We start from the raw sequence: 20458 nt of genomic DNA, 5'->3' as shown, positions 1-20458 counted from the left end.
GGAAGGAAAAATTAGATGAGGAAAATAGCATTTATAGTTTCATCACTAGATACTGGAGGAGCGCAAAGGGCGGTTTCTAATATAGTGACAAATTGGCCGGATAATTGGGAAATAGATATTATTTTAAATAATGCAACAATAATTAAATATCCATATAAGGGGAATATTATTGATTTAAAAATAAAAGAACCAAAGAATCGGAAAAGTGTATTATATCAATTAAAGGTTTTTTTTAAAAGATTTCGTAGAATAAAAAGTCTGAAACGGAAAAGAAAATATGATGCATGTATAAGTTTTTTAGATAGTGCAAATATTGTAAATATTTTAACTAAAACGGCGAAAACCAAAACAATAGTGTCTGTAAGGTGCGAGCTGTCACAGGATAACTCATTTTCATATAGATATATATTAACTCCAATGGTAAAACATTTATACAATAAAGCGGATAAGGTGGTTTCGTTATCAAAGGGAGTGGAAAAAGATTTAGTTAGCAATTTTGGCTTGGAACCACAGAAAAATTGTACTATATATAACTGTTACAACTTGCAAAAAATGAAAATGTTGGCAAATAGTGAAGATAATGTGTTAAATGATTTGGGAGAGAATGAGGTATGTTTTATATCAATGGGGAGATTCACATACCAAAAAGGAGGCTGGCACCTAATAAGAGCATTTGCCAAATTAGTCCACGATGGTTATAAATGTAAGCTAGTTCTTCTGGGAACGGGGGAGTTAAAGGAATATTATGAGAAATTGGTTGAAGAATATAATATAGAAAAATCAGTTGATATAGTTGGATTTGCGGATAATCCATTTGTATATCTGAAAAAGGCAACATGTTTCGTATTTCCATCTTTATTTGAAGGTTTTGGGAATGCATTGATTGAAGCATTAGCATGTGATTTGCCGGTTATTTCTTCTGATTTTAAGTCGGGCGCAAGGGAAATTCTTGCACCAGGAACAAATATAGATTTTCATGTTATGGATGAAATTGAATATGCGAAATATGGAATTTTGGTTCCAGTATGCGAGGGAAAATATTTTGGAGCAGAAGAAAAGTTAACAAAAAATGAAATGATAATGTACAGGGCTATGACGGAAATCATTAATAATAAGGAACTGAGGGATATGTACAAAAAAAATGCGCATCTATGTGTAGAACAATATGAACCACAGAATATAATTAAACAGTGGATTGACTTAATTGAAGAATAGAATATAGAAAACAGATCAAATGATAGGCTAGATTGCGATAGTGTATTTTTGTGATTAGTTTTATATAAAGTGGCAGAAATGATTTATTTGAGGTGGGATATGAAGGGTAGCATTTTAAAAGAAAAATACAGTTGGATTTGGTTGGTTGTCTTGATGACAATTCTTAATCTGCTTTTGTATTGGAAATTTATTATTGGAAAAGAGTTTTTTTTAGTATCAAAAGATATGGCTATCCAACAATATTCAAGCCTGGTGAACTGGTTAAATCATATAGGAGACGGCATAAAGGGGTGGTCTTTTTCAGAGGGTATGGGAAATAGTTATGATTTTAGTGGACAGACTTTTTCTTTAAATATATTTCTCCTCCTTTTTGGAAAAGAAAATCTTAAATACACATTTATCTGGTATCATCTGATTAAAATGTATTTGGCTGCAGTGTTGTTCTATTGTGCGTTGACAAAGCTTGGAATAAAGCAAAAAGTGGCAGTATATGGTGCATTATGTTATGTTTATTCTGCTACATTTATTGTAAGAAGTTTTTGGGCAAGCTATGCATTGGAATTTGTCCTTTTTGCATTGTTGCTTTATGCATTGGAATGTTATTTTCAGGATAACAACTGGCTCCTGTTGGTGGTTGCAATTGTTTTATTGGGGACACAATTGCAATTATATCATTTAGTGGTGTATTCAGTTGCAATGTTATGCTATACGTTAATTCGTAATTATCTTGTGACAAATTATCGTGGGAAAAAGTTTTGGAAGTATATTGGAAACTGTGCATTGATTATGATCGTTTCTGTTATTATATTGGCATATCGTCTTATTCCGGAAATTATGTCAACATTTTCGTCTGGTCGTGTAGCAAATGTTAGTACACAGGTTGGAAGTTCTGCAAAGTGGATAAATTTGTTGGCATTTGCTGAACCGGATCGTCTTATAGCATCATTCAATAGCTGTTTTGCAATTTCATTGGAAGGGGCAATTGGAAATACTGCCTTTTGCCCGAATGCGTTGGATGGACCATTGTTTTATGTGGGACTATTGGTATTATTGTTGTTGCCACAATGTGTAAAATTCCTGAATAAAAAGGGAAAAAAGGTATGGCTCGGATTATTTGCATTTATTGTAGCATATTGTGTGATTCCGGCAGTTTCTTATTTATGTAATCTAGGTGCAGATGAGGACTATTTTAAGTTAAGCACAATGTGGATGCTTGCCTTCCTGATTTTTTCGACAGTCTATGTATTGGATAAGGTAGTACGCGGGGTACAATGTATAGACGGAAAATTACTTTGTATAACATATGCGGTGATTATGGTGGCTTTTATGGGGGTGAATCTGGGAATTGATGATTTTAAAAGCCGGCTCAATATGATTATGTTTGGAAAAGTAATTATTTATTTAAGTCTTTGGCTGCTGTTTCTATTGATGTTTAACAAAATAAAAAATAAAGTCATAGTGAATTACATATTTATGATAATTGTATGCACTGAAATATATTTCTTTATTCATCCGACAATGACAGCTGCAGAAGATTTGGCAGATGGATTAAAATATATTGTAGATACCGGAGAAAATCAGAGGATGATTGATGGAATAAAGGAAAATGAACAGGAAGATTTTTACAGAATATATTTTCGGGACCAGCGTATGGCAGATTATAATACAGAATCTGTTTTGTATAATTTTAATAGCATGGGATATGGAGAACAAAGTGTAAAAAGCGGGTATGTTGATTTTCTGGAGGCTATAGAGGCAGAACCAACTTACAGACCTGTCTGGAAAAGAAGTAATGGCTTTTTGTCCAGATATATGATAGATTCCTTGGCGAGTGTGAAGTATGCAGTATTAGATAAGACAGAAACTCCACCAAGAGGATTTGAAAAGATTGATGAGAATGAAAACTATAATATTTATCGTAATAATTATAGTATGCCGTTGGGTGTGGTAATAGACCAGACGATATCCATTGAAGATTTTGAAAAGTTATCTATCCGTCAAAAAGACGTTGCACTACTGAATTGTATTGTTTCAGATGACATACAGGAGAGTAATTTGACTCAGTATCAGAATGAGCTGAATGTCGAGTCAGAGGAAATTACCCTGGAGGAGATGTATTTAGAAGGTATAACGTTAGCCGGGAAAAATGATATGTATGAAATACAATGTGAATCAGAGGATTTTAATCGTATTTGCCTTCAGACAAAGGATATGCAGTGGACGGAGGATAATGAATATATTGTATCTTTCAAGATTTATTCTCCTACAGAAAATTCAATTTTTATACAGTGGAACGAGGGAGATGTCTGGAAACAGAAAATTATTTCAGTTACAGAAGGAATGAATAATGTTAACTTTACCATAGATTATAAAAATACAGATACTTTATGCATGTATTTTCAGAAAGGAACTTATCAGATTGGAAATCTGCATTATGAAAGCAGTAGTGAAGATGCGATTGATGAGGTATATCAATCGGGCATAAGTGAAAAATCGTTTTTGCAGATGGACACATATGAAAATAATTTGATTACAGGAACAATAGAAACAGAAAAAGATTCATTCTTATTGTTTATGATACCTTTTGATAAGAACTGGGAATTGTATGTAGATGGAAAAGAGGTACAATTACAACAGGTAGATTATGGATTTATGGGAAGCAGAATTGCAGCAGGAAACCATGTTATAAAACTTGACTATGTACCGGATAGTAATGCAATTCCGGTATACATTTCCATCGTGGGTATTATTCTTTTGGCAGGACATATACTATTGCTTAAGAAAAAAAGCCGGGGATGAATTTTGAGCCGGCTGTTATGAGAAAATTAGAACGATGGAGTAAAGAGGAAAATGAAGAAGAAACGGAAGATGGAATAAGAGTTTCTTTTTTTGGTGATAGCATAACAACATATAAAGATTATAGCGGTACACAGGGTTATTATTATGATGAGTCCATGTTGCCCGTTGAAAGTACCTGGTGGATGCGTCTCCAGGGTGAAGTAGATATGGGAGAAATTAAAGAAGAATGCATTTATGGTAAAACAGATGATTTTGCAGATGCATACTACACGATGTTGCAGAGAAGCAGAAATGATTATCCAGATGCTGAAGTTGTATGTATGATTCCATATCATACAATCTACTCGGCTGCATTGCCGGTACTTTTGGAAGATACGGAAAAGGGGGTGGCTATTATTTCTATGATGAGAATGGCAGAATGGTGCGTAACAGCCGGATAGAATATGAAGGAAGTATGTACTATTTCAAAAGTGATGGCACACCGATGAAGGACAGGCTTACTTATCATCCAGATGGAGAACATATTATTTATCTGGATGCAAATGGAGCCATGGAGCAACAGGGCCTTTTCCGCTTCGCCAATGGAAGGGATTTAGGGTATGCAAATGCCGATGGAACCCTGATGCATTCCGGGTTTTCATACGAACCATATGAAAGAATAGTTTTTTTTCATTGGAATGGAATGATAGCAAGGGGATTGATTTCGGATGGTAATATTTATTATAATATGGATGGAGCGGATGGACATTATTTAGGACAATTCAGATAAGGAGATAATTATGAGAAGAGCAGGGATACGAAGAACAGGACAAAAGTTGGTAGCTTTTTTACTGGTTGTATTGCTGGTATTTCCTATGATGGTACCGGCACAGGCGAAAGCAGCAACAACCTTGATGGGAAAAAGAGCATCAGCGTCTGACGTGGTGGAAGCAACAGCGGAAAATAAAAAAGGTATTCAGGGAGTAGAATTTTGGACAGACAGCTCTGATACAGAAATGAAGAATTCTGTCCACCATGTTTATGTGAATCTGGAATTAAATAATATTATTAACACGGATGGAACGGGAACACCATATGTTTATAATGGAAAAACCTATTATTTTAATTATGAAAATTATATAAAGGTTTTTGAATGGAGAATCAGGGAACTCCGGGCGGCTGGTAAGATTATTACAGCAGAAATATTATTAGGTTGGTCGGATAATCCGGAAATACAGAAACTGATTTATCCGGCAGGAAGAGAAAATGGACATTTCTATTATGCTTTGAATGTACAGGATGCGGATGCTGTAGCAACACTGGATGCAACTTTCCATTATTTGGCAGATGTATTTGGACAGTCAGATTGTTTCATACAGAACTGGATTCTTGGAAATGAGATAACAGCACCTCAGCATTATAATTACTGTGGTTCGTATGATATCAATACAAATGTTGATATTGCTGTAAAGTCTTTTGATTTATTTTATGATGCAGTGAAAGATAACAGTCCATATGCAAGAGTGTATGTATGCCCGACACATAACTGGTATGATAATCTGGCTGGAACAGGAATTCCAACCAAAACGTTTATTGACCGTTTTGCAGCAAAAGAGCAGAGCCGTAATTGGAACATAGCATATCATGCTTATCCACGCAAAATGGATAAGACGATGTGGAGCAAAGATGCAGCGGCAGATTTATCCCATGATATTACTTCTAATTTTGTATGTGCGGCAAATTTGGAAGTGCTGACGGATTATATTAAGAATACATATGGTTCCAAGCATCGGATTATTTTGTCAGAGCAGGGGTTTGATGCTAAGACCCTGGGGGAAGAAGCACAGGCGGCAAGTCTTGCTTACCTTTATTATGCAGCAGCTAGAAATGATATGGTAGATGCCATGATTTATGTACAATTTAAAGATAATCTTGGTGCTACAGGAGCAGGTCTTTATCAGGGACTTGTGAATGCTGATGGGACAGGCCGTCAGGCATATAATGTATTTAAGTATATGGATGGCCCATATGCTTCAACTGTTGTAGAACAGTATTTGAAATATATAAAACCAAATGATACAGGAACACCAATCAGCAGTTGGACAGATGATATTATATGGAAAGCGGCACCAACATTAGCAACTATTACTTCAGCTCAGCTTTATATTCCAGATAATCAGTCTGGCCCATGTGTGCAGATGGCAATGAGTGCAACGACATCTGCATCTGCGGATTTGGAGTATCGCTGGCTGGTATACGATCAGAGTACTGCAGTCTGGAGAGTGGTCAGTGGCTGGCAGCTGAATCAGAATATATTGAACTGGTATCCGGAAAATGCTGGAAATTATCTGGTACAGGGGGAAGTGCGGGTTGCAGGAAATACGAATTCCGTAAAAACTGCAACTACTGGTTACCAGTATGGAAATGCCATTAATCCACCTGAATCTGCACCGGCTGTTTCAGGACTGTCCTCTGTTGGAATCTATCTCTGGCAGTATGAAAATGGGTTGATTGAAGGTGGGGCGGTAGTAAATGATGGCACAGATAAATCACAGCTTTCTTACCGCTGGCTGGTATATGATGTGAAAAATAATCAGTGGATTCAGGCAGGTGATTGGTCTGCAGACTATGGAATCCATTATAGTCCGTCATCAAGTGGAGATTACCTTGTCTATTGTGAGGTAAAAGATGCACAGGGAACTGTGGTAAATACCACAGTAGGAGTTAATTACCGCCATGCAATAGAAGCAATCTGCCAGATGCCTGACCCGGCAGGAAATGGATATTTAATTGGTATCCAGAGCTTTAATAACCTAGGTTATTATTATGAAATGCAGATATTAGACTGCAATCTGTATGTGCAGGGAAAGGACGCCTGGATTTATACTACCGGTAAGTGTGGAACCCAGGGAAATACCTTGTGGACGACCTGGCAGCCGGTACCTGGATACTATTGGACACTGTTTAATTTATATGATGCATCAGGTAATCTGGTTGACCAACAGTGTTATGGGTTTACAAATGCACAGTAGAAGAGTACTATAAATTTATAATTATGAAACATATGAAGGAAGAAATCTATATGATACAGATGAAATGAAAAGGTGCGGCGTAGAGTATTATTCAATTGGAAGATAATGGCGCAGGCGGTAACTTTTGTTACTGCCTGTTTTTGCATCTGCTCTTGTTAGATGGAAAATTTTGCGTTAAAATGAAAAAGATTGGAAATACAAGCATAAATTAATGGAGGAAGTGTAATGAGCAGAGGAACAGAAGAATTAAAAGGAAAAATAATTCTTGTTACTGGTGGAGCTGGCTTTATCGGTTATCATCTGAGTAAACAATTATTAGAATATGATTGTACAGTTATTGGATATGATAATCTGAATGATTATTATGAAGTCCAGTTAAAGTATGACAGATTAAAGGATTTGGAAGGAAGAGAAGGATATACATTTATTAAGGGTGATCTTGCAGATAAAGAAACATTGGGAAAATTATTTCAGGAGTATTCTTTTGATATCGTAGTAAATCTTGGCGCACAGGCAGGTGTAAGATATAGCATTGATAATCCGGATGCATATATTTCATCCAATATGATTGGCTTTTATAACATACTGGAATGCTGCAGACATTATCCGGTAGAACATCTGGTATATGCATCATCCAGTTCTGTATATGGCGCGAATAAGAAAGTGCCATTTTCAGTAGAAGATAAAGTAGATTATCCGGTAAGCCTTTATGCAGCAACCAAGAAATCGAATGAGCTGATGGCGCATTGCTATAGCAAATTATATGGAATACCGGCAACCGGTTTACGTTTCTTTACAGTATATGGTCCGTTTGGACGACCAGATATGGCATATTTTAAATTTGCAAAGAAGATTATGGCAGGTGAAACCATCCAGATTTACAATAATGGCGATATGATGCGTGATTTCACATACATAGATGATATAGTGAAAGGAATTACCAATATTCTGCCAAATCCACCAGCAGAGATAGGGACCGGAGCCAGATATAAAGTTTATAATATTGGTAACAATAAGCCGGAAAAATTAATGGATTATATTGAAACACTGGAGAAACATTTAGGCAGGGAAGCGAAGAAAGAATTCCTGCCGATGCAGCCGGGAGATGTTTACCAGACCTATGCAGATGTAAGTGATCTGATGCATGATTTTGATTTTAAACCAAGTACTTCGATTGATGAAGGACTGGGAAAATTTGTAACATGGTTTAAGGAATATTATAGATACGAGTAAGGAAGAAGTACATAAAATGAAGAAGATATTAAAAAGAGCAACAGCGTGTTTACTGGCAGTCTTAATGCTGGCAGGAGAAGCACCGGTACAGAGAGTATTTGCTGCAGAAGCAGTCCAGCCTGAAACAGAGCAGCAGGTTGAAGAAGTAAATGAAGCAGAAAGCGTGGAAACAACAGAGACAGAGACGCAGACTGAGACGGAACAACAGGCTGGAGAAACAGAGACAGCAACAGAAATCAACGAAGAAGCAAAAATGACAGAAGCAGAACAGCCGGAAACAGAACAGGCAGAAGAGGATGCTTCCGTTCAGGAAGAAACACCATTATTAAACTATGTATATGTTGATAAGAACAACGTAGAAATAAATGGAGAACAGAATATTGTATTGAGTGTGGGTGACGATTCTACAGTAATAGAATCTGCCAGATTGTTCCTTCAGAAAAAGGATGGGGAACAGTATGCATTGGAAGCATCAGCAATAGATGGAAATGCAATGCTTTTTACAGAGAAATATCTGGATGAAAATAGGACTGGTGTGTATACACTCTACAGTTATGAAGTAACCGTGAATGGAGTAGTTTATACACAGGTTCTTTCAGAAGCAGGAGTTAATGTATCTTATGGTGTGAACTGTGATATAGAATCCCAGCCGGATGCACAGGTGGTAAATGAAGAAGATACAGAACCGGATGTGGATTATGATGTAGTGTCTTTTGATAAAGATGGAAACCAGATATCAGAAGAGTCAATTGCATCAGCCATTGAGAACCAGCGTCAGGAACAGAATGAAGATGGACTTACCCGTTCTACTTATGGCAGCAACGGAAATATTGTAGTTGTGCTGGATCCAGGACATGATGGCAGCCATGGAGGTACAAGCGGAAACGGAGTGGCTGAATCTGTAATTAATCTTAAAATAGCCCAGTATTGCAAAGAAGAACTGCAAAAATACAGCGGTGTTACCGTATATATGACAAGAGATTCACAGACCTGCCCATATGGTGGCAGCAGTGTGGATGCAAAGAGCTGTAATGAGAGCAGAGTAGCATATGCAAAGAGTGTTGGAGCAGATATTTATGTGTCATTGCATAATAATTCAGCATCTTCATCAGAGGCTTCCGGAGTAGAAATTTATTATCCGAATACGAATTATAATCCGTCTGTCAGCCGGACAGGTGAAGAGCTGGCTTCTCAGATTTTAAGACAGCTGACTGCACTGGGACTAAAGAATCGTGGAACAAAGATCAGAACATGTAAAGATACTGTTCCGGAATATCAGTATCCGGATGGTTCCCAGGCAGATTACTATGCTGTAATCCGTAATTGCAAGAAAGAAGGAATTCCGGCAATTATCGTAGAACATGCATTTGTTACCAATCCATCGGATGTATCCAATTATTTATCGACCGATGAACAATTAAAGAAACTGGGTGTGGCAGATGCAACAGGAATTGCCCAGTATTATAATTTGAAACAGGGATTTCAGATTAATGAAATAGATTTTCAGGATAAAAACAGTTCCGTGGAAGTATCAGCAAAGTGTTCTGATATGAAGGGCATAAAGTATCGTTATCTGTATTATGACCTGGCTGCACAGAGCTGGGGTGTTATATCAGAATGGACCACAGAATCTAAAGTGGAATGGCAGCCAAAAGCTGGTAATTACTGGGTACAGGTAGCAGCAATTGACAGCAATGGAAATGGTACGACGAAGACAGTTTCCTATGCAGCAACACATAATTATACCGGCTATTATCTTGATCTGAATGGAATGTGTTATATCATGAGAGATAATGGTATTGATGTAGGTGTGGCGTATGACAGCAATGCATCAGATGTGAAATTCAGATGGCAGGCATATAATTTGGATAAACAGCAATGGAGCATGGTGGCAGACTGGACGGGAAGCAACTGGGTAACATGGAAACCGGAACAGGGCAACTTCTGGCTCTATGTAGAGGCAATGACACCGGATGGTGCGACACAGAATACGATTATGTGTTTTGCATCACAGAAAGATTATTCCCATCATTCATTAAACCTCAATGGAATGTGCTACAATATTTATGATGACCGGATTGATGTCGGAATTGCTTATGATAGTGATGATTCCAATGTGACATTTAAATGGGAAGCATATAACCTGGATAAGCAGGAGTGGAATCTGGTAGCAGACTGGACGGGAAGCAACTGGGTATCCTGGTATCCGGACAAAGGCAATTACTGGATGCATGTGACAGCACGGACATCAGATGGTGTGACGAAAGAATATACAATCTGTTTTAATGCAGCAAGAAATTACAATCATAAATACATAACGATTAATGGAATCTGCAGTGTGAATGATAAAGCCGCAATAAATCTTGGTGTATCTTATAATACCAATGATACATCACCAGCATTCCGCTGGCAGATTTATGACCTTAGCACCAGTACCTGGTCTACACTGACAGACTGGACGGGAAGCAACTGGGTATCCTGGTATCCGGGTTCTGGTAATTACTGGGTATATGTGGAAGCAAGAACCAGTGACGGAACAGTAGAAAGCTATTGCATTGCTTATCAGGTGACGGCAAGATATGAGATTATGGGAACGACCAGTACCAATATTTCCCAGATGGTTGCATATTATAATGCCAATAATGCTTATCCGGAATTCTATGCATCTTCCGATGCACCGACAATAGAAGCATTTTGCCAGATATATCTGGAAGAATGCCAGGCAGAAGGACTGAAAGCAGAAGTGGCATTCTGCCAGGCGATGCTGGAAACCGGATTTTTACGATATGGCGGGGATGTACAGATTAACCAGTATAACTTTGCCGGATTAGGAGCAACTGGTAATGGAGCACCGGGAAATTCCTTTGGCAGTGTAAGGGAAGGAATCCGGGCACAGGTACAGCACTTGAAGGCCTATGCATCAACTGCTGGTCTGAACCAGCCATGTGTGGATTCACGGTTCCAATATGTAAAGAGAGGAACTGCACCATATGTAGAGTGGCTTGGAATCCAGGAGAACCCATATGGAAAAGGATGGGCGACTGCTAAAAATTATGGCTATAATATTGTTAATCTTTATATGGCAAAACTGTTTAGATATTAAACCGAAAGGAGGGGTGAAATGAAAAAAACATTGCAGAAGATAATCACTTTTTGTGCAGTGGTACTGGGGATATGCTGCATGAACAAAATGGATGCAAAGGCATTTACAACAGGAAATTTGGAATATATGAATGGAAACTATTATTTATATTCCGGCAATCAGAAAATAATCAATGACTTTGTATTTGATGGCTCGTATACCTATTATGCACAGGCAGATGGAACACCAATGATGAATCGTCTGACCTATCATCCAGATGGGGAACACGTTATTTATTTTGATGAAGATGGGCATGAAGTATTTAATAATTTTCAGTATTGCCCAAGTGTCGGATATACCTGCTATTTTGATTCCCAGGGCTATCTGTATAAAGACCAGATAACATATCTGGATGGACAGCCATATTATTTAAATGCAAATGGAGCATTAGAGCAGAATGGCTGGTTCCGGTATGCGAATGGAAGAGATTATGGATATGCGGAATCTGACGGATGTTTAATAAATAATAAATTTGCAAAAGATGATCAGGGACGTGTTGTCTTTTACCACTGGAATGGAATGGTTGCAAGAGGTCTGATATCCGATGGATTATGGTATTATAGCATGGATAGCGGGGATGGACATTACCTGGGACGTTTTAAAGCGGCAGGCGTTGCACCGTCAGATACCTATCAGCTTCAGGTACTCGACCTTGTCAATGAAGAACGGTTAAGCAGAAACATTGCACCATTAAAGTTAAACGAACAGGTGCAGCAGGCAGCACAGGTACGTGCAGGTGAGATCAGCACAGTGTTCGATCATATACGTCCGGATGGAAGATCCTGCTTTACGGCACTGGATGAGTATGTAACAGATGGATATGGTACTGCCGGAGAGAATATTGCAGCAGGACAGAGCAGCCCACAGGAAGTGGTGAATGACTGGATGAATTCACCAGGACACAGAGCCAATATTCTGAAAGAAAGTTATACGGCACTGGGAGTAGGATATTATTATGGTTCCGGTCCATACTACTGTTATTGGGTACAGATGTTTATTGGAGACAGATACTGGTAAAATTTATGGGGTAAAAGGAGAAGAAAATTTATGAAAAAGCAATTTATGGAGAAACATTTTTGGAAGACTGCGGCGTGTCTGGGACTCATGGCAGTAACGTTGGCAGGCAGTAATAAGATAACGGCGGAGGCACATACCGCACACATAACGGGAGAACTTAAGACGGAGAACGGAGTGCAGTATCTGTATTCAGAAGGACAAAAAGTAATCAATGATTTTGTCTTTGATGGAACTTATACTTATTATGCGCAGGCAGATGGAACACCGATGAAAGACCGTCTGTCTTATCATCCGGATGGAGAACATATTATTTACTTTGACGAGAATGGTCATGAAGTTTTTAACAAATTCCAGTATTGTGAAGCTGTAGGATATACCTGTTACTTTGATTCCCAGGGCTATATCTATAAAGATCAGATTACATTTGTAGATAGTGTGCCATATTATCTGAATGCAAACGGTAAGATGGAAGATTCCGGCTGGTTCTACTTCGCGAACGGTAAGGACTGCGGATTTGCAGATACAGATGGAACCTTGCGGAATAATGGATTTTCTTATGATCCATGGGGAAGAGTTGTCTTCTACAACTGGAATGGAATCGTAGCCCGTGGCATAATTTCCGATGGAGTATATCTTTATAACATGGATTACTATGATGGACATTTCCTGGATGGATTCTCAATAGAAGATGTGCTGCCAAATTAGTCCTGGAAAGAAATGGTTGAAAAGGGAAAAAAGAACTGGTATAGTTGATTTGTAACCAAAACAATAGAGCAACAAGAAATGGAGAAAGAAGTTTATGAAGAAACAACTGATGAAGGTTGTGGTATGTCTGGGGATTATTCTTGCAGCATTTTCTGTAAATAAGACATCTGCCAAAGCATACACAACAGGAACATTGAGCAGTGATGGACATCTGTACAGCAATGGCAGAATGGTAATCAATGATTTTGTGTTTGATGGAACCTATACCTATTATGCACAGGCAGATGGAACACCGATGAAAGATCGTTTGACCTATCATCCGGATGGAGTACACATTATCTATTTTGATTCAAAGGGACATGAAGTGTTCAGTAATTTCCAGTACTGCCCGAGCGTAGGCTATACCTGTTATTTTGATTCACAGGGATATATCTACAAGGATCAGATTACCTTTGTGGATAGTGATGTCTTTTATCTGAATGCAAATGGTAAAATGGAGGATAGTGGTTGGTTCCAATTCGCAAATGGTGTGGATTATGGATATGCTTATAGTGATGGTACTTTGAATTGCGATGGATTTGATTATGATCCATGGGGACGTGTAGTATATTATCATTGGAATGGAATGGTAGCCCGTGGACTGATCGCAGATGGTAATAATTACTATAGTATGTCAACGGAAGATGGACATTATCTTGGAAGCTTTTCCAATGGAAATACCAATCCGCTGTATGGACCAGGTTACTATATTGTTGGTATAAATATGCCGGCAGGAGAATATTTCCTTGCAAATCAGGGTGAGGATGTGTCATTTGAAATTTATGATAGTAACGGAAGAATTGTCCGGGGTGACTGGAGTGATCAGAACCTGATTTTTACTGCTGTGCCAGGTGAAGAAGTATACATTTATGAGGGAATCGCAACGCCAAATCTTGCTTCCCAGTCAATCAGCCTTTCCTATGTCGGTGTGAATGCAAAGATTGGTATTCATCTTGGTGAAGGCGTATATCGTATTACTGCAAAAGACCGTTCGAGTTATGAAAGCTACTACAATGTGTGGAATGATTCTACATTTTTACATGGTGTTGCAAACAGCCATAAATTTTCATATACAGGAGAGTCTGTTGATGTAAGAGTCTATAATGGACAGGTGCTGGATGTATGGGGTGCGACGGTTACTTATGTAGGCCCGTAATCAGAATAGAAAAGAATAAAAAGCGTAAGAAAATGCTTTCTGATGTTTTGCGTCAGAAAGCATTTTTTATATTGAAAGGATAGTAATAAAGCTGATATAATAAAGACAGCTATTAGAATGAAGGAGGAAAACGAATGAAAAAATGGAGGAAAGGGATGGCGTTGCTGGCAATTGCTGCAATGATAGTGCAATTATTACCGGTGAATGTAAAAGCAGAAAATTTAGACACAGATTTAAGTGAAAAAACAGGATATCTTCCTGCAGGACTGATGGAAGTCACCCTGACAGAGGAAGATGTAGCTGATGCGATTTCATTAGAGGACCAGGAATATAGGGCAAAGACATATAGTGCTTCTGGTACTGATTACAGTTCCAGCTATTACTATAATCAGTTATCTTATGAAAAGAGAACATTATATAATAGTATGCAGTATGAATGTGAACAGTATCTGGATACACAGGAGGATGCGGTAGTAGATGGTTCTTCTTATGCAAGGACAGACTACATAGAATGCACAGGCATGTCAACAGATGATCTGTGGGAAGTTGTTTGGATATTTACGCTTTCAAACCCGCAGTATTATTTTGTCCGTGGTACATCCGCTTTTAAAGGATATCAGGGCTCAAAACAATATGTGGCACTGGCAATTTATCCGGATTATCAGAAAGGATATGTACGTGCAAAATATACTGCCCAGTTTAATGCAAAAGTGAATAACTGGATAAATGAGATTAATGCAGAATCCTCAGATTACTTTAAAATTAAAAAAGCACATGATATTGTATGTGCGAACATCGTATATGATAATGATTCCAGCAATCAGGAAAAGCATCAGAGCAGCGGAACAGCAGTACTGACGGGAAACTCAGTATGCGCAGGCTATGCACAGCTCTTTTCCCTGTTATGCAATGCAGCAGGCATATCTGCAATCTGTGTAACCAGTCCATATCATGAATGGAACGAAGTGAAGCTGGATAATAACTGGTATGTTGTAGATTGTACCTGGGATGATTCTGATTCAGACAATAGCTGGTATTATAATTATTTTTGCAAATCAGATGCTACAATAAATGAGGGATATCATGAAGTGGAAAGTTGTCTGAGTGCATACAGACCGGCATGTAATTCAGATTATATCGGAAAAGTGTCCTCTTATAATGGAATCAGTTTTTATCGTGAAGTAGATGGAAATATCCGCAGCTATGATGAAAAAGGAAAACTGATTACCAATAAATTTGTATTTGACGGAAGTTATACCTATTATATGCAGGCAGATGGAACACCGATGAAAGACCGTCTGACTTATCATCCGGATGGAGAACATATTATTTATCTGGATACAGAAGGACATGAGGTGTTTAATAATTTCCAGTACTGTCCAAGTGTGGGATATACCTGCTATTTTGATTCCCAGGGATATATTTATAAAGATCAGATTACCTTTGTTGGCGATAAAGTATTTTATCTGAATGCAAATGGAAAGATGGAGAACAGTGGCTGGTTCCGGTTCGCAAATGGCAGGGATTTTGGATATGCGAATACGGATGGAATTTTGAAATGTGATGGATTTTCTTATGATCCATGGGGAAGAATTGTATTCTATCACTGGAATGGAATGGTAGCCCGTGGATTAATTACAGATGGTGTATATTATTATAATATGGATGCAACAGACGGACATTATCTTGGAAGTTTCCAGTAAATAAGAGGAGATTTTGGATGAAAAGAAAACTGGTTACATTTTTAACAATGACAGCAATGGTGACATTATTTACGACAGGAATAAATGAGACTGCATATGCGCAGACAATGGATGAAGAGACGGTGGTGTCCCAGAACTATGCAAGCGGAACTGTTTATATTTATACGGCAGCAGACCTGGTGAATCATGCAGATACATCAATGGGAGACAATTATGTTCTCATGAATGATATTGATATCAGCGCATATATGGGGAACATTGCAGGTATGCAGCTGCAAGGAACATTTAATGGAAATGGACATATCATATATGGAATCAATGGAGACAAGTCCCTGTTTTCCTATAACTTGGGACGGATCAGTAATCTTACTGTAGTGGGCAATCTGCAGGTAAACAGTGCGTCATTTATTGATATTGGTGGAATTGCAGCAACTAATACAGGAACCATTGAGGACTGTGTCAGCCAGGTGAATATTACCTCTGGTGGAAGCTCTAATATCCGTGTTGGCGGAGTTGCAGCAACTAATGTAGGTGACATTTACCGCTGTAAGAATGAAGGATATATTTCCGGAAATATTTCGGAAGTGGGCGGTATTATAGGGCTGAATGGTGGAACAAATGTGGTGGATTGTGAAAATACCGGAGCAATCAGCTTTACAACCAGTAATTGTCATGTTTATGCAGGCGGAATCATCGGTGATGAAACAAGATTTAGCGGAAATACCCAGTTTAGTATAGAAAACTGTAAAAATTCAGGTGATATTTCCGGAGATGCTGGAAATGGAGCCGCAACAATTGGCGGTGTCATTGGTGAAGCCACAAGAAAAGGTGACAATAGTACATCATCGATTAAGAATTGTACAAATGCAGGAAATATTTCCGGTACAGGTAGCCTGGGAGGAGTAATTGGAAATATTAACCGTGGAAATTCCTATATGCAGAATGGTGTGGAAATTCCTTCGGGTGGAGATAATATTGTTGTAGAAGGCTGCGGAAACAGTGGAAATATTACTGCAAAGAAATCAGGAAGTTCCTCTGTTGGAGGCGTATTTGGCGGTGCTGTAATTTCCAAAACTGGAACGATATATGTAAAAGGATGTGGTAACTCAGGAAGTATTTATAGTGAAAACGGCAGGAGTGATGTCAATATAGATGTTTTAGGCGGAATTGGCGGTGCCATGAATAATTTTGGAACTGAGGATGGGACTGGTAGCTATGTATATGTAGAAAACTGCTATAACAGAGGCTATGTAGATGATAATGTAAATTATTCTTCAGACCAGATTGCAAATACATCAGGCAGTAATATGGCAGTAACGAATTGCCAGTATACCGGCAACCGTTTTAAGACAGATGCAGATGGAACAATACATGCATATTATCCGGATGGAACACCTATTTACAATCAGTTTATATTTGACGGATATTTTACTTATTATATCCAGGCAGATGGAACAGCAATGAAAGACAATCTGACTTATCATCCGGATGGAACACATATTATCTGTTTCGATGAAAAGGGACACGAAGTATTTATGGATTTCTATTATTGCTCCAAAGTAGGATATACCTGTTACTTTGATTCACTGGGATATATTTATAAGGACCAGATTACTTTTGTTGGCAATAAGACATATTATCTGAATGCAAATGGTAAAATGGAGAATAGTGGATGGTTCCAGTTCGCAAATGGCATGGATTATGGATATGCAAATGCAGATGGAACATTAAAAACGAATCAGTTCTCCTATGATCCATGGGGAAGAATTGTATTCTACCACTGGAATGGAATGGTAGCCCGCGGATTGATCACAGATGGTGTCTACTATTATAATATGGATACAACAGACGGACATTATCTTGGAAGTTTCCAATAATTGAAAAATCAGAAAATACTGGAAAAAAGACTGGAATCCGGATGGTCATTATTTGACCATCCGGATTCTTTTTGATACAATATAGATAACTATGTTTTCTAAGGAGGAATACTTAAGAATATGATAAATTATGATTTCGTGACAGAGAGCATGAGAATGCATCTGACGAAACAGAATCGAATGGTTTTTCGTGGTTTCTTTCCAGAAGATAATCCGGAAGGAAGAACGATTAAAGTATATGTAAATAAAAAGGAAATTCCAGTAGAGATAACAATAGAGAAAAGTGTGGATGTCAGAAGAAGATATCTGCATTACCAGATGAATGTAGGAGAAGAAGTTACAGGAGAATTTGGAATACCGGAAGAACCGGTTACAGAAATCCGGGTATACAGCTGCAAGGGCAGTGAGGAAGCGTTGTCTTTCCGGGCAGATGGGAAATTATATCAGAGCATATGCAGCCAGCTGGAAAGCAATCTGGAGATGGAACGTTTAGAAGAGGATAAAATTGTTCTGACCGGATGGAGTGCAGCAGGGGATACAACCAAATGTGAAGTTTTTATCGATAAAAAAAGTGTACCATTTGAAGTACAGTGGAAATATCGTAAAGATGTAGTAGATGTTTTTGGAGAACTTTCAGACAGTATAAATTGTGGTTATGAAATCTTTGTACCGGATCAGGGAGGAAAGAGACTGGTACTTATACTGAAAGCAGCAGATAAGCAGAAACGGTTTGAAATATTATTGGAAAAAGTCCGCCAGGGAGAAGAAAAACAGACTGGTTCCGGCTATGTGAGAAAAGCGATTGCGTATTGGAAACATTATGGCTTCCGGAAAATGGTGCGTAAGGTGTTCTATAAGTTAAAGGGCAAAAAGGACACGATGAATTACGAGGAATTTCTGAAGAAATATGGAGTAGACGAAAATGAACTGGAGCGGCAGAGACAGGATGTAATAAAAGATGGACCATTGTTTTCGGTTGTTGTTCCATTATACTGCACCAAAGAAAAATTTCTGCGTGAAATGATAGAGTCGGTACAGGCGCAGACATATACCAACTGGGAACTGTGTCTTGCAGATGGAAGCGGAAAAGAAAAATCCCTGAAAGAAACTGTAGATATATATGCAAAAGAGGATAAGCGTATAAAATATATTTTATTGGAAAGCAATGAAGGAATTGCCGGTAATACCAATGAAGCACTGAAAATGGCGAATGGAGATTTTATTGTATTGACAGACCATGATGATCTGCTTTCACCGGAAGCATTATATCAGTGTGCGAAAGCAATACAGAAAGAGCCGCAGACAGACGTTATTTATTCGGATGAAGATAAGGTGGACATGAATGGCAGACACTATTTTGAACCACATTTTAAATCTGATTTTAATATTGATTTATTATGTACCATGAATTATATCTGCCATTTATTCGTATTCCATAAGACGATTCTGGAGAAAGCAGGTTTCTTTCAGAGTGAATATGATGGCGCACAGGATCATGATTTTATACTGCGTTGTACCGAGGCAGCAGAACATATTGCCCATATTCCAAGAGTGCTGTATCATTGGAGATGTCATTCCCAGTCAACTTCAGAGAATCCGGAAAGCAAGCTGTATGCATTTACTAATGGATGCAAGGCGGTAAAAGCACATTATGACAGAATTGGAATTCCAGCAGAAGTAGAAAGAGGACCTTTTTATGGAATGTATCATACCCGTTATCAATGGAAAGAAGAACCATTGCTTTCGATTATCATTCCGAATAAAGACCATGTGGCAGACTTGAGAAAATGTATGGATTCCATCGAAGAGAAATCCACCTACCGGAATTTTGAATTTATCATTGTAGAGAATAACAGTACAGAAGAAGAGACCTTTGCTTATTATAAAGAGATAGAGACAAGAGATAATGTAACTGTCTTATATTACAAAGGAGACTTTAATTATTCGAAGATCAATAACTTCGGTGTGGCGCAGGCAAAGGGAGAATATATCCTTCTTCTGAACAATGATACGGAGATGATCGAACCAGACAGCATCAAGGAAATGCTGGATGTATGTATGCGCCCGGATGTAGGAATCGCCGGAGCAAAATTATTATATGAAGATAATACCATACAGCATGCAGGTGTTATCGTTGGATTTGGCGGTATTGCAGGTCATGCATTTATCGGACAGGACAAAGAAGACAATGGATATTTTTCCAGGAGCATAAGTGTGCAGGATTTATCAGCAGTAACAGCTGCCTGTCTTATGGTACGAAAAAGTGTATATGAAGAAGTCGGGGGACTGGATGAAGAATACAAAGTAGCTTTCAATGATATTGACTTCTGCCTGAAAGTAAGAAAAGCAGGTTATCTTGTAGTATACAATCCATATGCACAGTTCTACCATTATGAATCAAAATCAAGAGGTCTGGAAGATTCTGCGGATAAAGTGGCAAGATTCCAGCGGGAGATCGCTTTATTTGGAGAACGCTGGGGAGATATTCTGGAAAAAGGGGATCCGTATTATAATCCGAATCTGACACTGGATAAAGCAGATTTTTCACTGAAAGAGTGAGA

The 20458-nt window shown here is 38.3% G+C and carries 13 protein-coding genes; all 13 read left to right on the top strand.

Translation table 11 applies throughout. The features are described from left to right. The first annotated feature begins 15 nt into the window (after window positions 1-15). The 13 genes from DWX65_RS05515 (at window position 16) to DWX65_RS05455 (ending at window position 20456) form a co-directional block, all read left to right on the top strand. Window positions 16-1215, top strand: a complete 1200-nt coding sequence (locus DWX65_RS05515) for a glycosyltransferase (protein WP_118173015.1) — start codon at window positions 16-18, stop codon at window positions 1213-1215. Between the two features lie 78 nt (window positions 1216-1293). After that, window positions 1294-4014 carry a YfhO family protein gene (locus DWX65_RS05510; protein WP_117698671.1) on the top strand — a complete coding sequence of 907 codons (2721 nt, stop codon included), beginning with the start codon at window positions 1294-1296 and terminating at the stop codon, window positions 4012-4014. A gap of 17 nt (window positions 4015-4031) precedes the next feature. Continuing rightward, on the top strand, window positions 4032-4454 hold the full coding sequence (locus DWX65_RS05505; RefSeq protein ID WP_147339140.1) for a hypothetical protein: 423 nt from the start codon (window positions 4032-4034) through the stop codon (window positions 4452-4454). A gap of 14 nt (window positions 4455-4468) precedes the next feature. Beyond that, window positions 4469-4783 carry a hypothetical protein gene (locus DWX65_RS05500; protein WP_147339139.1) on the top strand — a complete coding sequence of 105 codons (315 nt, stop codon included), beginning with the start codon at window positions 4469-4471 and terminating at the stop codon, window positions 4781-4783. Window positions 4784-4793: 10 nt separating this feature from the next. Continuing rightward, window positions 4794-7025: a DUF5722 domain-containing protein gene (locus tag DWX65_RS05495; protein WP_117698674.1), complete on the top strand. Its 2232-nt coding sequence runs from the start codon at window positions 4794-4796 to the stop codon at window positions 7023-7025. A 225-nt stretch (window positions 7026-7250) separates the two neighbouring features. Further along, window positions 7251-8258: an NAD-dependent epimerase gene (locus DWX65_RS05490; protein WP_118173012.1), complete on the top strand. Its 1008-nt coding sequence runs from the start codon at window positions 7251-7253 to the stop codon at window positions 8256-8258. Between the two features lie 16 nt (window positions 8259-8274). Beyond that, the gene (locus DWX65_RS05485) at window positions 8275-11361 is read left to right on the top strand and encodes an N-acetylmuramoyl-L-alanine amidase (RefSeq protein WP_118173011.1); all 3087 of its coding nucleotides are present in this window, start codon (window positions 8275-8277) and stop codon (window positions 11359-11361) included. Between the two features lie 18 nt (window positions 11362-11379). Next, the gene (locus DWX65_RS05480) at window positions 11380-12417 is read left to right on the top strand and encodes a CAP domain-containing protein (protein ID WP_118173010.1); all 1038 of its coding nucleotides are present in this window, start codon (window positions 11380-11382) and stop codon (window positions 12415-12417) included. Window positions 12418-12447: 30 nt separating this feature from the next. Continuing rightward, complete coding sequence (locus DWX65_RS05475) at window positions 12448-13122, top strand: hypothetical protein (protein WP_117946406.1); 675 nt, start codon at window positions 12448-12450, stop codon at window positions 13120-13122. A gap of 94 nt (window positions 13123-13216) precedes the next feature. Then, window positions 13217-14317, top strand: a complete 1101-nt coding sequence (locus DWX65_RS05470) for a hypothetical protein (protein WP_118173009.1) — start codon at window positions 13217-13219, stop codon at window positions 14315-14317. Between the two features lie 134 nt (window positions 14318-14451). Further along, window positions 14452-16020 carry a transglutaminase domain-containing protein gene (locus DWX65_RS05465; protein WP_118173008.1) on the top strand — a complete coding sequence of 523 codons (1569 nt, stop codon included), beginning with the start codon at window positions 14452-14454 and terminating at the stop codon, window positions 16018-16020. 17 nt (window positions 16021-16037) lie between these two features. Beyond that, window positions 16038-17897, top strand: coding sequence for a hypothetical protein (locus DWX65_RS05460; RefSeq protein WP_117946412.1), 1860 nt, complete (start codon window positions 16038-16040; stop codon window positions 17895-17897). Between the two features lie 120 nt (window positions 17898-18017). Next, a complete protein-coding gene (locus DWX65_RS05455) occupies window positions 18018-20456 on the top strand; it encodes a glycosyltransferase family 2 protein (RefSeq protein WP_242997819.1) in 2439 nt (812 codons plus the stop codon). Window positions 20457-20458: the final 2 nt, after the last annotated feature.

Source organism: Roseburia sp. AF20-18LB (genome assembly GCF_003461185.1).
GTDB lineage: Bacteria > Bacillota > Clostridia > Lachnospirales > Lachnospiraceae > Roseburia_C > Roseburia_C amylophila.
The sequence above is the reverse complement of the archived record's forward strand: the minus strand, read 5'-3'. Positions and strand labels throughout refer to the sequence as shown.

Bases quoted from the DNA above. Each gene is read 5' to 3' on its own strand.
- DWX65_RS05515 (WP_118173015.1), top strand. From the start codon at position 16: ATGAGGAAAATAGCATTTATAGTTTCATCACTAGATACTGGAGGAGCG.
- DWX65_RS05510 (WP_117698671.1), top strand. From the start codon at position 1,294: ATGATTTATTTGAGGTGGGATATGAAGGGTAGCATTTTAAAAGAAAAA.
- DWX65_RS05505 (WP_147339140.1), top strand. From the start codon at position 4,032: ATGAGAAAATTAGAACGATGGAGTAAAGAGGAAAATGAAGAAGAAACG.
- DWX65_RS05500 (WP_147339139.1), top strand. From the start codon at position 4,469: ATGTACTATTTCAAAAGTGATGGCACACCGATGAAGGACAGGCTTACT.
- DWX65_RS05495 (WP_117698674.1), top strand. From the start codon at position 4,794: ATGAGAAGAGCAGGGATACGAAGAACAGGACAAAAGTTGGTAGCTTTT.
- DWX65_RS05490 (WP_118173012.1), top strand. From the start codon at position 7,251: ATGAGCAGAGGAACAGAAGAATTAAAAGGAAAAATAATTCTTGTTACT.
- DWX65_RS05485 (WP_118173011.1), top strand. From the start codon at position 8,275: ATGAAGAAGATATTAAAAAGAGCAACAGCGTGTTTACTGGCAGTCTTA.
- DWX65_RS05480 (WP_118173010.1), top strand. From the start codon at position 11,380: ATGAAAAAAACATTGCAGAAGATAATCACTTTTTGTGCAGTGGTACTG.
- DWX65_RS05475 (WP_117946406.1), top strand. From the start codon at position 12,448: ATGAAAAAGCAATTTATGGAGAAACATTTTTGGAAGACTGCGGCGTGT.
- DWX65_RS05470 (WP_118173009.1), top strand. From the start codon at position 13,217: ATGAAGAAACAACTGATGAAGGTTGTGGTATGTCTGGGGATTATTCTT.
- DWX65_RS05465 (WP_118173008.1), top strand. From the start codon at position 14,452: ATGAAAAAATGGAGGAAAGGGATGGCGTTGCTGGCAATTGCTGCAATG.
- DWX65_RS05460 (WP_117946412.1), top strand. From the start codon at position 16,038: ATGAAAAGAAAACTGGTTACATTTTTAACAATGACAGCAATGGTGACA.
- DWX65_RS05455 (WP_242997819.1), top strand. From the start codon at position 18,018: ATGATAAATTATGATTTCGTGACAGAGAGCATGAGAATGCATCTGACG.